Origin of the sequence: Azospirillum sp. TSO35-2 (assembly GCF_003116095.1) — a bacterium.
Taxonomy (GTDB): Bacteria; Pseudomonadota; Alphaproteobacteria; order Azospirillales; family Azospirillaceae; genus Azospirillum.
The window spans coordinates 2,915,913-2,928,338 of the sequence record NZ_LGRA01000021.1; the positions used below are offsets into that span (position 1 = coordinate 2,915,913).

The following is a 12,426-nucleotide window of genomic DNA, read 5'->3' on the forward strand; positions in this document are numbered from 1 at the left end:
CGGTGCGGCGCCTACTCCGCCGGGGGCGACAGGGCCGCCATCGCCGCCGGGATCTCCGCCAGCAGTTCGCGGGCGAGGAAGCCGAGCGGGCCGATCCGGCGGCTCAGCCGGTTGCCGGCCTCGCCGTGCAGGAAGACGCCCCAGATGGCGGCCTGCAGCGGGCTGGCCCCGCGCGCCAGCAGGCCGGCGACGATGCCGGCCAGCGTGTCGCCGGAGCCGGAGGTCGCCAGTCCGATCGTGCCGTCGCGGTAGGCCCAGGCCTCGCCCTCCGGCGTGACGATGCGGGTGCAACCGCCTTTCAGCGCCACCACCACCCGCAGCCATGCGGCGGCTTGCCGCGCGGCGCCCAGCGGGTCGGCGTCCACCGCCTTGCGGTCGCAACCCAGCAGCGCCGCCATCTCGCCGGCGTGCGGCGTGATGATGACCCGGCCCCCGTGGCGGTGCAGCGGCGTCGGGTCCCGTCCCAGGCCGGTCAGCGCCGCGGCGTCGAGGACGAAGCGCGGCCCGTCGCCGGCCGGGTCCCCGTCCAAGTCGGCGGGGGCAAGGCGTGTCAGCAGTTCCGCGGTCAGCGCCGCCACCGCCGGCTCGTCCATCATGCCGGGGCCGATCAGCACGGTGTCGCAGCGGCTGGCGCGGTCGGCCAGCGACTCGGCCGAGTCCGCCGCGATGCCGCCGTCGGGCGTCTCGGCCAGGCCGGCGACCAGCGCTTCGGGCAGGGCGAGCGCCAAGTGCGGCGCGACGCTGGCCGCGGTGGCGACCTGCAGCTTGCCGGCCCCGGCCCGCAGGGCGCCGATGCCGGCGAGCAGCGCGCCGCCCGGCACGGTGGCGCTGCCGGCGATCACCAGCACGCGGCCGCGGGTTTCCTTGTCGCCGTCGCCGTCCGGCTGGGGCAGCGGCATGCGGCGCAGCCGATCGGCGGTGATGGGGGTTTCCTCGCTCATCGCCGCGCCGTCACCGGACGCCGGCGGCTTGGCTGGGCTCGGCCGCATCCGGCTCCACGGTAACCGGGGCGCCGGCCTCCGTCAGCGGGGCGACCATGTTGTAGCGATGCAGGACCAGCGCGCCACGCGGGCCGGCGTCGGCGTCGAACCGGTACTCGGTGACGGCGCAGTTGGCGACGTCGCCGGCCGCGTCGATCGCCAGGATCTCGGCCTCCGTCAGGTTCTCCAGCAGGTAGCGCAGGCACAGCACCACCACCTGATGCCCGACCACCAGCACCCGCCGCCCGCCATGGTGCAGGCTGATGGTGTCGAGCGCGCTGCGCAGCCGCAGGATCACGTCGCACCAGCTCTCGCCCCCCGGCGGCCGGTGGTAGAACTTGCCCAGCAGCCGGCGGAACTCGGCCTGGTCGGGGAACTCCGCCCGGATGCCGTTGGTGGTCAGCCCGTCGAGCACGCCGAACTCCTTCTCGCGCAGCCGCTCGTCCACGACGAAGTCGCCGGGGTCGACCGGCAGCCCGCCCGCCCGGTGCAGCCGCTGCGCGGTGCACAGCGCTCGCTGGTAGGGCGAGGTGAGGACGACGTCCGGCCGCTCCGCCGCCGGCATCGCCGCGAACCAGCGGCCGAGCGCCTCGGACTGCCGCTCCCCCTGCGGGCTGAGCGGCACGTCGACGTCGCGCCCGGCGATGTCGATCCGGCCGAGCCCGGCGGCGTGCGCCGCGTCGCGCGCGACGTTTCCGGCGCTCTCGCCGTGGCGGACGATCCAAAGGCGGTCGGGCCAGCGTTGCTGCATCGGGGATCCCGTGGCTGGTGAGGGTGGGCTGTCTGGAATAACCGCCGGACGCCGCGAAAGGTCCCGCAGGGAGCCGGGGCGGCCGAGCCCCCGGTATGGCTGCCATGCCGGCGGATCGGATGGTGCGTCGGAGCGCGCCATTGCCGGACGGCGGCGCGGGCCCACACTCTTCACCTTGCGTTTTTCACCATTCGAATGGATCGGACATGACGGACAGCCAGGACGCGGCCCCCCTGTTTCAGCCGGTGACGATCGGCCGTTACACCCTGCCCAACCGCATCGCCATGGCGCCGCTGACGCGCAGCCGCACCGACAACACCACCGGCGTTCCGACCGCGATGAACGCCGAATACTACGCCCAGCGCGCCAGCGCCGGCCTGATCATCGCCGAGGCCACCCAGATCTCGCCGCAGGGCAAGGGCTACGCCTACACCCCCGGCATCCACAGCGCCGAGCAGGTCGCCGGCTGGCGGCTGGTGACCGACGCGGTCCATGCCAAGGGCGGCCACATGTGCCTTCAGCTCTGGCACGTCGGCCGCATTTCCCACCCCGACCTGCAGCCCGGCGGCGCGCTGCCGGTGGCGCCGTCGGCGGTCAAGCCCGACATGAAGGCCTTCACGGTCGACGGCTTCAAGGACATCCCGGCGCCGCGGGCGCTCGACGTTTCGGAGCTGCCGGGCATCGTCGAGGATTACCGGAGGGCCACCCGCAACGCGCTGGCCGCCGGCTTCGATCTGGTCGAGGTCCACGCCGCCAACGGCTACCTGATCGACCAGTTCCTGCGCGACGGCACCAACCACCGCACCGACCAGTATGGCGGCAGCGTGGAGAACCGCGCCCGCTTCCTGTTCGAGGTGCTGGACGCCGTGGTGGCGGAGGCCGGGGCCGACCGCGTCGGCATCCGCCTGTCGCCGCTCAGCCCGGCCAACGACGCGCAGGAAAGCGACCCGCGCGGCACCTTCAGCCCGGTGATCGAGCGGCTGAACGGCTACAACCTCGCCTACCTGCACATGATCGAAGGCGTCACCCGCGGCCCGCATCCGGGTTTCGGCGGGCTGCTCAGCGAAATGCGCGCGCTCTACAAGGGCCGCTACATGGCCAACAACGTCTACACCCGCGCGATGGCGATCGAGGCGACCGCAAGCGGCCACGCCGACATGATCGCCTTCGGCCGCCCCTTCATCGCCAACCCCGATCTGGTGGAGCGGCTGCGCATCGACGCCCCGCTGGCGGAGCCGGACACCAAGACCTTCTACGGCGGTGACCGGCACGGCTACACCGACTACCCGACGTTGAAGTCGTCGGCGGCCTGACCGCCGGTCACCCGGCGCGCGTGCGAAAGCCCCCCGAGTCGCGCCGTGCAGAGCGAGTCGGGGGTGCCGGGCCCCGGCACTTCGGTGCCGCCCGGGTGCCGCAGGGGCGCTCGCCGGGGGGCGCCGGCCGGCCGCACGGGGGCCAAGCGTCAGCCAGGGGTGAGGCAATAAGGGGCGATTCGGCCATCTTTCCTTTGGAAGGCTTGACGAGGGGCTGGATCCCTGTGACAAAAGACATTCGGCACACTCTATGAGCTTGAAGACACATGTTCGACCGCCCGCCCCGCCAGGGCTTCCGCGCTCCCGAGATCACCAAGTCCAACGTCACCGCCACCGTGAAGTGGTTCAACCCCACCAAGGGGTTCGGCTTCGTGTCGCCTGAGGACGGTTCGCCCGACGCCTTCCTGCACGTCTCTGCGGTTCAGGCCGCCGGCTACGACGCGCTCGACGAAGGCACCACCATCGTCTGCGATCTGGCCCGCGGTCCCAAGGGGCCCCAGGTCGCTTCCATTCAATCGGTCGACGCGTCCACCGCGCAGCGTTCGGCCCGCCCGCGCACTGGTGGCGCCGGCGGCGGTTTTGATCGTGGCGGTTTCGACCGCGGCGGTTACGACGCCGGCGGCAGCACCGGCGGCGAGGAAGTCGACGGCACCGTGAAGTGGTTCAACGCCGACAAGGGCTTTGGCTTCATCACGCCGAGCACCGGTGGCAAGGACGTCTTCGTCCATGTCAACGTGCTGCGCCGTTCGGGCATGCAGACCCTTCAGGAAGGCGATCAGGTGCGCGTCACCGTTCGCCAGGGCCAGAAGGGTCCCGAGGCGGGCAAGGTCGAGTACCTCTAAGGCACGGGTTTCCCGCGCCTCGTCCGGCCGGCGTCCTCCCCACGGGGTGCACGCCGCGTCGGTCGGCCCAGCGTTACGAAGGCGTGCATCGCGGGTCTCCCGCGACCGCGTGTTTGGTCTCCCGACCGTCTCGGCTTGGGGGCCTCCGGTGTCATGCCGGATTTTTATCGCACGGTGCCTCCTCCGGGGGCGCCGTGCCTTCTTTTGTTCCATGCCCTGGGCGTTATGCCCCATTCCCGGGCGTGTGATCTCTCGATGCGTGCGATCCTGGCTTGTTGAGTGACCCGGCCCTGGTCCGTTCCGGCCGGCCCGTTTTCCGCGTGTGTTCTTCGCTCCGACTGTTGTGCCGCCCCTGGGCGGTGTCTCCTGGCGCCGCCCGTGGGCGGCCAGCCGCAAGGCCGATCCGGCATGATCGAGATGCTGACCGACGCGTTGCCCGCGTCCCTGTTCCCCGGCTTTCCGGCCGGGGGGCACCCGTCGATGGCCCAGATGATCGGCTTTTGCGGCGCGGCGGGGGGCATGCTGTGGCCCTTCTTCCGCGGCCGTGTCGGCATGCTGCTGGTCCAACTGGTGCCCTGCGTCTGCTTCGCCCTGCATTTCTGGCTGGTCGGGGCGCCGACCGGGGCGGCGCTGAACGTGCTGGCCGGGGTGCAGGTCCTGGCGGCGCTGGCGCTCGGCGCCAACCCGGCCTTCCGCATCGTCTACCTGCTGATCTTGCCGGTGATCGCCGCGCTGATGGCGGCGACCTGGACCGGTCTGCCGTCGGTCTTCGCCGCCGCCGGCATGGCGTTGCTCAGCCTTGCCCGCTACCAGACCGGGGTTCGCGCCTTCCGTGCCGTCATGCTGCTGGCGCTGCCCTGCTGGTTGGTGCACAACATGCTGGTCGGATCGGTTCCGGCGATGCTGTCGGACATGACGGGGATCGTCGTCAATCTGTGGATCCTGCTGCGCAGCCGCCCGTTGTCCGCGCGCCCGCAGCCGGTCCCGCTGGCGCCGGTCCAACCGTCCCCGCACGTGGCAAGGGAAGCGAAGGTCTCATGAGCGTCACCACCCACAGCAACCTGCCCCACAGCAACCTGTCCGCGGAAGACGCCGCGGCTCTGCGCGCCATCCCGCTGTTCGCCAAGCTGTCCGACCGGGCGGTGGCGCTGCTGGGCGGGGTGGCGATCGTGCGCCCGGTGACCCGCGGCACCACGCTGTTCCTCCAGGACGAGCCGGCGGACCGCTTCTTCGTGCTGCTCGACGGCTGGGTGAAGCTGTTCCGCCTGACCCGCGACGGGGCGGAAGCGGTGGTGCACGTCATCGGCCCGGCCGAGAGCTTCGCCGAGGCCGCCATGTTCGCCGACGGCAAGTTCCCGGTCTGCGCCGAGGCGGTGACCGACGCCCGCGTCATGACCCTGACCGCCGAGGGGTTCGCCCGCTGCCTGCGCGAGGACGACCGCATCGCCTTCGGCATGCTGGGGTCGCTGTCGGTCCGCCTGCGCCATCTGGTGACGCAGATCGAACAACTCCAGGTCCAGCCGGCGCCGCAGCGCGTCGCCGCCTTCCTGCTGCGCGTCTGTCCGCCGGGGGAGGGGGGCGCCAGCTTCCAGCTTCCCTTCGACAAGGCGCTGATCGCCCGCCGTCTGGGCATGCAGCCGGAAACCCTGTCGCGGGCGCTGGCCAAGCTGCGCGCCGCCGGGGTCGACACCCAGGGGCTGACGGTGACGGTGGCCGACCGCGCCGCCCTGCGCGAGCTGGCCGAGGCCGCCGACGACGAGTGAACGTTGCGAGTGACCTCTGCGGGCGCTGTGACAGCGGGAGCGGGGCGTTGAGCGACGGTTGACGGCGGTGCCCCCCCGTGCGAGTTTGCACCCCTTCGACGGCCCCCTTTCGGTGTGGCGACGGCCGTCGGATGCTTCCGGTTCCAGGGATTTTCGAGGCGGTGATGGGCGACAGCAACACGGTGGCGGCGGCATCGGATCCGGTGCGGGATCTGGTGGCGTTCGCCGGGGACCGCCGCTTCGCCACCGTGATGGCGGACCCGCCCTGGCGTTTCGTCAACCGCACCGGCAAGATGGCGCCGGAGCATCGCCGCCTGTCGCGCTACGGCACCATGACGGTGGAGGACATCTGCGCCCTGCCGGTCGCCGACATCGCCGCCCCGACCGCGCACCTCTATCTGTGGGTGCCCAACGCGCTGCTGCCGGAAGGGCTCCAGGTGCTGCGCAGCTGGGGGTTCGAGTACAAGACCAACCTGATCTGGCACAAGGTGCGCAAGGATGGCGGGTCGGACGGGCGCGGCGTCGGCTTCTATTTCCGCAACGTGACCGAACTGATCCTGTTCGGCGTCCGCGGCAAGAAGGCCCGCACGCTGCCGCCGGGCCGCACCCAGGTCAACCTGATCGAAAGCCGCAAGCGCGAGCACAGCCGCAAGCCCGACGAGCAGTATGAACTGATCGAGGCGTGCAGCCCCGGCCCCTATCTGGAGATGTTCGCCCGCGGCGCCCGCCCCAACTGGGCGGTGTGGGGCAACCAGGCCGACGACGGCTATGAGCCGACCTGGAAGACCTACGCCTACAACTCCGCCACCGACCGCGAGGCGACGGCGGAGTAGGGGAGCGGCGGGGCCGAACGCTACAGCAGCCCCAGCTCCGTCAGATCCCGCCGCAGCGCCTCGGCGCCCAGGAACAGGTGGGCCGACATGCCGACCGACCGCGCGCTTTCCACGTTGTCGGGGTTGTCGTCGATGAAGAAGCAGTGCTTCGCGTCGAGTCCGTAACGATCCAGCAGCAGCCGGTAGATCGCCGGGTCCGGCTTCACCAGCCGTTCCTCTCCCGACACGATGATGCCGTCGAAGCCGTTCAGGAAGTCGAAGCGCTTGCGGGTCAGCGCGAACTTGTCGGCGGAGAAGTTGGTGATGGCGTAGACCGGCACGCCGCGCGCCTTCAACTCCGCCAGGATCTCCGGCGTGCCGGGGATCGGTCCCGGCACCATGCGTTCCCACATGTCGTCATAGGCGCGGATCAGTTCGGCGCAGTCCGGATGCTCCTCCGTCAGCAGGGCGACCGCGTCGCGCCAGGGCCGGCCGCGGTCCTGCTCCAGGTTCCAGGCGGCGGTGCAGACCCGCTCCAGGAAATCCTCCATCAGGTCCTCGTAGCCGTCGAACAGCTCGCGGTAGAGGTGCCGCGGGTCCCATTCGATCAGCACCTGCCCGATGTCGAAGACGACGACGGTGGGCGTGATGGTGGCGGGCGCAACGCCCGTCTCGTTCATTCCGGTCATGGAACGGTCCGCCTCAGCCCTTGGCGCGGGCGGCTTCGACCAGCCGCTTCATGTCGTCGAGCTTGATCGCGCCGGGCACCAGCTCGTCGCCGAAGACGAAGCCGGGCGTGCCGTGGATGTTCAGCTTTTCGGCCAGCGCCTGGTTGCTGGCGATGACCTTCAGCACGTCGGGCGATTCCATGTCCTTCTTCAGCCGGTCGGTGTCCAGCCCGACCGACTTGGCGAGGCGCATGATGACGGCCTCGTCCAACTGGCCGCGCTGGGCCATCAGGGCGGTGTGGAGTTCCATGTACTTGCCCTGCGCGCGGGCGGCGAGCGCCGCCTTCGACGCGACGACCGACGCCGGGCCCAGGATCGGGAATTCCTTCAGGACGAAGCGCAGCTTGGGATCGTCCTTGATCAGCTTCTGGGTGTCGGCCTGCACCGCCTTGCAGTAGCCGCACTGGTAATCGAAGAACTCGACCACCGTGACGTCGCCCTGCGGGTTGCCGGCGACCGGGTCGGCCGGGTTGCGGGTCAGGTCCTGCCGGTTCTCGGTCAGCGCCTGACGGGCGCGTTCGGCCTCCGCCGTCTTCTGGCGCTCCTGCATGGCGTCGACCGCCTGGAGGATGACCTCCGGATGCTCCATCAGATAGTCGCGGACGATCTTTTCGATGGCCGACTTCTGGCTGCTGTCGAAGCTGGCCGACTGCGCCCGGGCCGGGGTGACGGCGGACAGCGCCAGCGCCGCGACGGGCAGCGCCAGCAGGGCGGAACGCAGGAACGGCAGGGCGGGGCGCAGATGCGGACGCATGGGTGGGCGGTCTCCGGCACGGGAAAAAGATCAACGAAGGCCGCCCACACTGGACCGACAATCAGGCCCGGACAAGCGCAAAGCGCACGCCCAGACTGCACAAGAGCGTGATCGCCGGGCGTGCCGTCACCGCGCCCGCAGCAGTTCGCCCACCGACAGCAGCGCCATCTCGTCGCCGTCGGCCTTGCCGATGGTCCGGCCGGTCGAGTAGGGCAGGTTGTTGTCGTTGACGACGACGATGTGGTCGGCATCGACGACGGCCACGCCCTCCGGGCCGAGGTGGGGCATGACGAAGCGGCCTTCCGGCGCCTCGCCGGCGCGGGCCTTGTGGTCGGGATCGGCGATGTCGGTCAGGTCGATGTAGCCGACCTTGCGGACGAAGCCGTCGGCGTCGGCCCCGGCGATGTCGATCTTGTAGACCCGCTTGAAGGCGGCCGGCGCGTTGAAGCAGTCGGGCTTCGCCTCTCCCTTGCAGGCCTGGGTCTTCGCCCCTTCGGTGGTGTCGTCGCGCTCGATCACCACGGCGCTGCCGGCGTCGATCATCGCCATGTCGGCGACGACGTTGGCGTTGTCCTCCAGCCGGTACTTCCACGACCGGCCGGTGTAGGTGCGGGTGGCGACGTCGAACTCCAGGATGCGGGTGTAGAAGCGGCCGTCCTTGTTCTCGAAGGCGTTGGCGGCGGCGTTCCACAGCGGGCCTTCCAGCGACGGGTACAGCGTCTTGCCGTCGGGCGAGACGCCCATCGGCTCTAACCCGCGGGAGCGGCGGACCTCGAAGGCGACGGTGCCGGGCACCGCCGGCAGGGCGTTGTTGCGGTAATGGTCGGGCGAGCGGGCCGGCTTGCCGTCGATCACCGTCTCATGCACCGCCTGGACGACGCCGTCGCGGCTCAGTTCCAGGATGTAGGGGCCGAACTCGTCGCCGATGAACAGGCGGTCGCCCTGCACCACCAGCGATTCCGGGTCGAAATCGGCGCCGGTCAGATAGCGCGCGGTGCTGTTCTCGTTGACGATGGCGAAGGGGACCTTGCGGTCGGGATCGCGCAGGAAAATGGTGTCGAGCCGCTGCATCGCACCGCTCTGCCAGTCCGGCTTGACCCGATGGACCATCAGCAGCGCGTCGACCGAGTTCACCTTGCTGCCGAAGCCGTTGTCGGTCAGCGCCAGGAACTCGCCGTTGGCCTGCGGCACCACGGCGGAGAAGCCCTGCACCGCCTGGCCGGCGACCGGCAGCGCGATTTCGGTTTCGCGCGGCGCCTTGGGGTCGGCGGCGAAGGAGGTGGCGCGCAGGCTGCCGACCGCGTCGACCCGCTTGCGGTCGGCGGCGGTGAACTTGCCGGCGGTGGCGAACAGCGGCCCGGCATCGGCCGGCGGCGCGACCAGCGTCGCCGCCGGCAGCAGGGCGTGGCCGGCGAGGGTGGCGGTGAAGCGCTGGACCGGCCGGTCCTCGGCACGGGCGGCGGTGGTGACGAGGCCGAAGCAGAGCAGGGCGGCGGTGGCGAGCAGGGCGCCGCGGCGCGGTGACGGCATGACGGGTGCACTCCGGATCAGGACCGCGCGCCGGCCGGACGGCGGGCGCGCTCTCCCTATGCGGAATAGCAAGCGGCGATGACGCGGCGGGGACGGTTCGATGACCGTTGCGTTACCGGAAGGATGCTTTCGTCATAGGCGGTCATGCCGGATGGATCAGCGCGGCGGCCTGTCCTTGTCGCCGTCGGCACCGCTGCCGGTCTGGCCGCGGATGTCCTGGGCGCGGATCCAGCCGGGCGACCCGGCGGGCAGCAGCTTTTCCGCCCGTTCGGCCTGCGCCTTCGCCATCGGCAGGTCGCCGCGGGCCAGCGCCTCTTCCGCCGTGGTGTAGGCCACCATGCCGTCGTTCTTCTTCATGCTCCAGGCCTGCGCGCTCAGCCGCCACAGGAAGGACGACTGCGCCTTGCCCTTGGACGCGATCTGCAGATTCTTCAGCGCCTCGTCCGCCAGACGGGGATCGTGCTGCTCCAGCAGGGCGTGGGCGAGGGAGACGCGGATCGTTCCGGCTTCGGAACCAGCCAGTTCCACCGCCTTTCGATACGGGGCCACCGCGTCCGGCGCGCGTCCGGTCTGCAGCATCAGGTCCCCTTTCATCTCGTGCAGGTAGGGGTTCTTCGGCTCCTCCGCGATCAGCCCGTCGACCAGCGGGGCGGCCTGCTTCACGTCGCCCTGGCGGAAATAGGCGTAGGCCCGGCCATAGCGCGCCACCGGCGACGGGTCGTTCGCCTTGTAGCGCAGCAGGGCGCCGCGCGGGTCGAGATAGCCGTACAGCTTGGCCTGGATGCGCTGCAGGTCGGCTTCCGTCGCGCTGGGCAGCTTGGCGTTGGTGTAGCGCGAGTGGGCGACGAAGGCCTTCACCGCGTCGATGCGCTCGCGCGTCAGCGGGTGGGTCAGGCGATAGCCGGCGTCGCGGTCGTTCATCAGCGGCTCGCCGACGCCCAGCTTCTCCAGGAAGGTCTCCATCCCCATGGCCGAGATGCCGGACTGTTCCAGGAAGGACAGGCCGGCCTGATCCGCCGACGCCTCCTGGCTGCGGGAGAAGGACAGGTAGTTCCGCTCCGCCAGATGCTGGCCCAGCATGAGGCCGGCGGCGCCCGCCCCGGCGTTGCGCGAGGCGATGCCGCCGACGATGCCCAGCCCCATGCCGATCAGCGAGGACAGGAAGGCGTTCTCCATCGCGTCCGCGCCGCGGACCAGATGGCCGCCGGCGATGTGGCCGGTTTCGTGGGCGATCACGCCCAGCAGCTGGTCGGCGTTGTCGACGGTCAGCAGCAGGCCGGTGTGCAGGAAGATGTTCTGCCCGCCGGCGACGAAGGCGTTGACCGTGGAATCGTTGATCAGGAGGATCTGGACCGAGTCGGGATCGATCCCCGCCGCCTGGAAGATTGGCCGGGCCATCTTCCGGATGATATGGTCCGTCTCGGCGTCGCTCAGGATCTGCATCTCCTGGCGGCGCTGCGCGCTCGCCGGTGGCGCTCCCCACACCAGCGACACCAGACACATGGACATGATGGCGACGACCGAAACCAGCCTGCTGGGCTTGCGCACCGTGACGACCTCCGGCTTGGAACAGCGGGACCCCGCGCGTGACCGGCGGAACTCCGGACCGCGACACTCTCGCCTGACAATCTGGCGACGGTTGGGCGCGGTTGCCATAGTGGCAGCACTGCTTCCGGGCTGCGTCAACACCAAGTTCAAGACCAACGCCACGGTGCAGAGCTTCGTCGCCGCCGACGAGCCCTACGCCGCCGGCATCGGCCGCGACATGCTGACCCAGGGCGGCAAGGCCGGCGACGCCGTCGCGGCGATGGCGCTGGCGATGACCGCCAGCCTGCCGTCGCGCGTCGGGCTGACCGGCGGCGGCGTCTGCGTGCTGTTCGACGCCGCGTCGAAGAAGGCCCGCACCATCGACTTCCTGCCGCGTCCGGCCGGCGCGGGCGGCGTCGCCACCCCCGGCATGCTGCGCGGGCTGTACGCCGTCCAGGCGTCGACCGGCGGCCTGCGCTGGGAGCAGGTGGTCGCCCCGGCCGAGCAGTTGGCGCAATTCTCTCCCGGCCTCAGCCGGGCGCTGGTCCAGGATCTCGGCAGCTTCGGCGGCCGGTTGGCTCCCGACTCCGACGCGCGCCGCCGCTTCCTCGCCGGCGGGACACCGGCGGTCGGCACGACGGTCGCCCAGCCGGAGCTGGCGGCGACCCTGTCGATCATCCGCCGCCAGGGCGTCGGCGCCTTCTACAGCGGGCCGCTGGCCACCACGGTGGCGCAGGGCATGGGGATCGACCCGGCGCAACTGCGCGCCTACCAGCCGCGCGTCGCAGGCACGCTGACGGTGCCCTTCGACATCACCGACCTGCACGTCGCCGACCTGAACGAGCCGGAAGCCGGCGCCGCGCTGGTCCAGGCCTGGAAGGCGGTCGCCGGCCTGCCGCCGGCCGAGCGCGCCACCCGCGCCGCGCAGCTGCTGGGCGCCACCGGGGCCGGCGCGACTGCGGCCGGCGCCGGGGTGATGGTGATCGACGCGGAGGAGAACGGGGCGGCCTGCGCCTTCACCCAGGGCGCGCCGTTCGGCACCGGCCGCGGCATCCCCGGCACCGGCATGCTGGTGGCCCAGGGGGTCGACCGCGGCGGCTTCGGCACGCCGGCGCTGATCGCGAACTCCATCGTCGGTCGCACGATGTTCGCCGGTGTCGGCACCGCCGCCGGCAACGACGGCCCGGCCGCCGGCCCGGCGGCGCTGCTGTCGGCCGCGCTGCCGGCGGCGCTCGACGCCAAGGCGACGGCGTCGGAGATCCAGGCGTCGCGTCCGCAGAGCGTGCCGGGACGCGTCACCTTCGTCGGCTGCCGGGTGTCGTTCGAGGACGGCATCCGCTATTGCCAGGCGGCCAACGACCCGCGCGCCAACAGCCTGGCGCTGACGGTTGAAAGCGAACGCCCGCGCGAATGACGGCGCCGCCGG

General features: G+C 71.2%; 12 protein-coding genes. 6 read left to right on the forward strand and 6 right to left on the reverse strand.

Annotation, left to right across the window (positions count from 1 at the left end; all coding sequences use genetic code 11):
• Positions 1 to 11: 11 nt before the first annotated feature.
• Entirely contained in the window at positions 12 to 941 is a 930-nt protein-coding gene (locus TSO352_RS29195; RefSeq protein ID WP_109110936.1) for an NAD(P)H-hydrate dehydratase, read from the reverse strand.
• A 10-nt stretch (positions 942 to 951) separates the two neighbouring features.
• Positions 952 to 1,731, reverse strand: a complete 780-nt coding sequence (locus TSO352_RS29200; protein ID WP_109110549.1) for a histidine phosphatase family protein — start codon at positions 1,729 to 1,731, stop codon at positions 952 to 954.
• A gap of 206 nt (positions 1,732 to 1,937) precedes the next feature.
• Between TSO352_RS29200 and TSO352_RS29205 the strand changes: the two genes are divergently transcribed.
• The 5 genes from TSO352_RS29205 to TSO352_RS29225 all read left to right on the forward strand — a co-directional run bounded on the left by TSO352_RS29205 (position 1,938) and on the right by TSO352_RS29225 (position 6,482).
• On the forward strand, positions 1,938 to 3,044 hold the full coding sequence (locus TSO352_RS29205) for an alkene reductase (RefSeq protein ID WP_109110550.1): 1,107 nt from the start codon (positions 1,938 to 1,940) through the stop codon (positions 3,042 to 3,044).
• Between the two features lie 266 nt (positions 3,045 to 3,310).
• A complete protein-coding gene (locus tag TSO352_RS34340) occupies positions 3,311 to 3,886 on the forward strand; it encodes a cold-shock protein (RefSeq protein WP_109110551.1) in 576 nt (191 codons plus the stop codon).
• Between the two features lie 408 nt (positions 3,887 to 4,294).
• Positions 4,295 to 4,927 (forward strand): YgjV family protein, encoded by a 633-nt coding sequence (locus TSO352_RS29215; RefSeq protein ID WP_109110552.1) that lies wholly within the window; start codon positions 4,295 to 4,297, stop codon positions 4,925 to 4,927.
• Positions 4,924 to 5,649 (forward strand): Crp/Fnr family transcriptional regulator, encoded by a 726-nt coding sequence (locus TSO352_RS29220; protein WP_247872494.1) that lies wholly within the window; start codon positions 4,924 to 4,926, stop codon positions 5,647 to 5,649. Before TSO352_RS29215 ends, TSO352_RS29220 begins: the two co-directional genes overlap by 4 nt.
• 131 nt (positions 5,650 to 5,780) lie before the next feature.
• Positions 5,781 to 6,482: an MT-A70 family methyltransferase gene (locus tag TSO352_RS29225; RefSeq protein WP_247872495.1), complete on the forward strand. Its 702-nt coding sequence runs from the start codon at positions 5,781 to 5,783 to the stop codon at positions 6,480 to 6,482.
• 20 nt (positions 6,483 to 6,502) lie between these two features.
• Here the strand turns inward: TSO352_RS29225 and TSO352_RS29230 are convergent, their stop codons facing one another.
• From TSO352_RS29230 to TSO352_RS29245, 4 genes are all read right to left on the reverse strand, one after another.
• Positions 6,503 to 7,150, reverse strand: a complete 648-nt coding sequence (locus tag TSO352_RS29230) for an HAD family phosphatase (protein ID WP_247872496.1) — start codon at positions 7,148 to 7,150, stop codon at positions 6,503 to 6,505.
• Positions 7,151 to 7,163: 13 nt separating this feature from the next.
• Positions 7,164 to 7,943, reverse strand: coding sequence for a DsbA family protein (locus TSO352_RS29235; RefSeq protein WP_247872497.1), 780 nt, complete (start codon positions 7,941 to 7,943; stop codon positions 7,164 to 7,166).
• A gap of 126 nt (positions 7,944 to 8,069) precedes the next feature.
• Positions 8,070 to 9,473: an esterase-like activity of phytase family protein gene (locus TSO352_RS29240; RefSeq protein WP_109110554.1), complete on the reverse strand. Its 1,404-nt coding sequence runs from the start codon at positions 9,471 to 9,473 to the stop codon at positions 8,070 to 8,072.
• Between the two features lie 156 nt (positions 9,474 to 9,629).
• Positions 9,630 to 11,021 (reverse strand): M48 family metalloprotease, encoded by a 1,392-nt coding sequence (locus TSO352_RS29245; protein ID WP_247872498.1) that lies wholly within the window; start codon positions 11,019 to 11,021, stop codon positions 9,630 to 9,632.
• Between the two features lie 109 nt (positions 11,022 to 11,130).
• Here TSO352_RS29245 and TSO352_RS29250 point away from each other — a divergent pair, with 109 nt between their 5' ends.
• A complete protein-coding gene (locus TSO352_RS29250; RefSeq protein WP_247872499.1) occupies positions 11,131 to 12,414 on the forward strand; it encodes a gamma-glutamyltransferase in 1,284 nt (427 codons plus the stop codon).
• The last annotated feature ends 12 nt before the right edge of the window (positions 12,415 to 12,426 follow it).

Bases quoted from the DNA above. Each gene is read 5' to 3' on its own strand.
- TSO352_RS29195 (WP_109110936.1), bottom strand. From the start codon at position 941: ATGAGCGAGGAAACCCCCATCACCGCCGATCGGCTGCGCCGCATGCCG.
- TSO352_RS29200 (WP_109110549.1), bottom strand. From the start codon at position 1,731: ATGCAGCAACGCTGGCCCGACCGCCTTTGGATCGTCCGCCACGGCGAG.
- TSO352_RS29205 (WP_109110550.1), top strand. From the start codon at position 1,938: ATGACGGACAGCCAGGACGCGGCCCCCCTGTTTCAGCCGGTGACGATC.
- TSO352_RS34340 (WP_109110551.1), top strand. From the start codon at position 3,311: ATGTTCGACCGCCCGCCCCGCCAGGGCTTCCGCGCTCCCGAGATCACC.
- TSO352_RS29215 (WP_109110552.1), top strand. From the start codon at position 4,295: ATGATCGAGATGCTGACCGACGCGTTGCCCGCGTCCCTGTTCCCCGGC.
- TSO352_RS29220 (WP_247872494.1), top strand. From the start codon at position 4,924: ATGAGCGTCACCACCCACAGCAACCTGCCCCACAGCAACCTGTCCGCG.
- TSO352_RS29225 (WP_247872495.1), top strand. From the start codon at position 5,781: ATGCTTCCGGTTCCAGGGATTTTCGAGGCGGTGATGGGCGACAGCAAC.
- TSO352_RS29230 (WP_247872496.1), bottom strand. From the start codon at position 7,150: ATGACCGGAATGAACGAGACGGGCGTTGCGCCCGCCACCATCACGCCC.
- TSO352_RS29235 (WP_247872497.1), bottom strand. From the start codon at position 7,943: ATGCGTCCGCATCTGCGCCCCGCCCTGCCGTTCCTGCGTTCCGCCCTG.
- TSO352_RS29240 (WP_109110554.1), bottom strand. From the start codon at position 9,473: ATGCCGTCACCGCGCCGCGGCGCCCTGCTCGCCACCGCCGCCCTGCTC.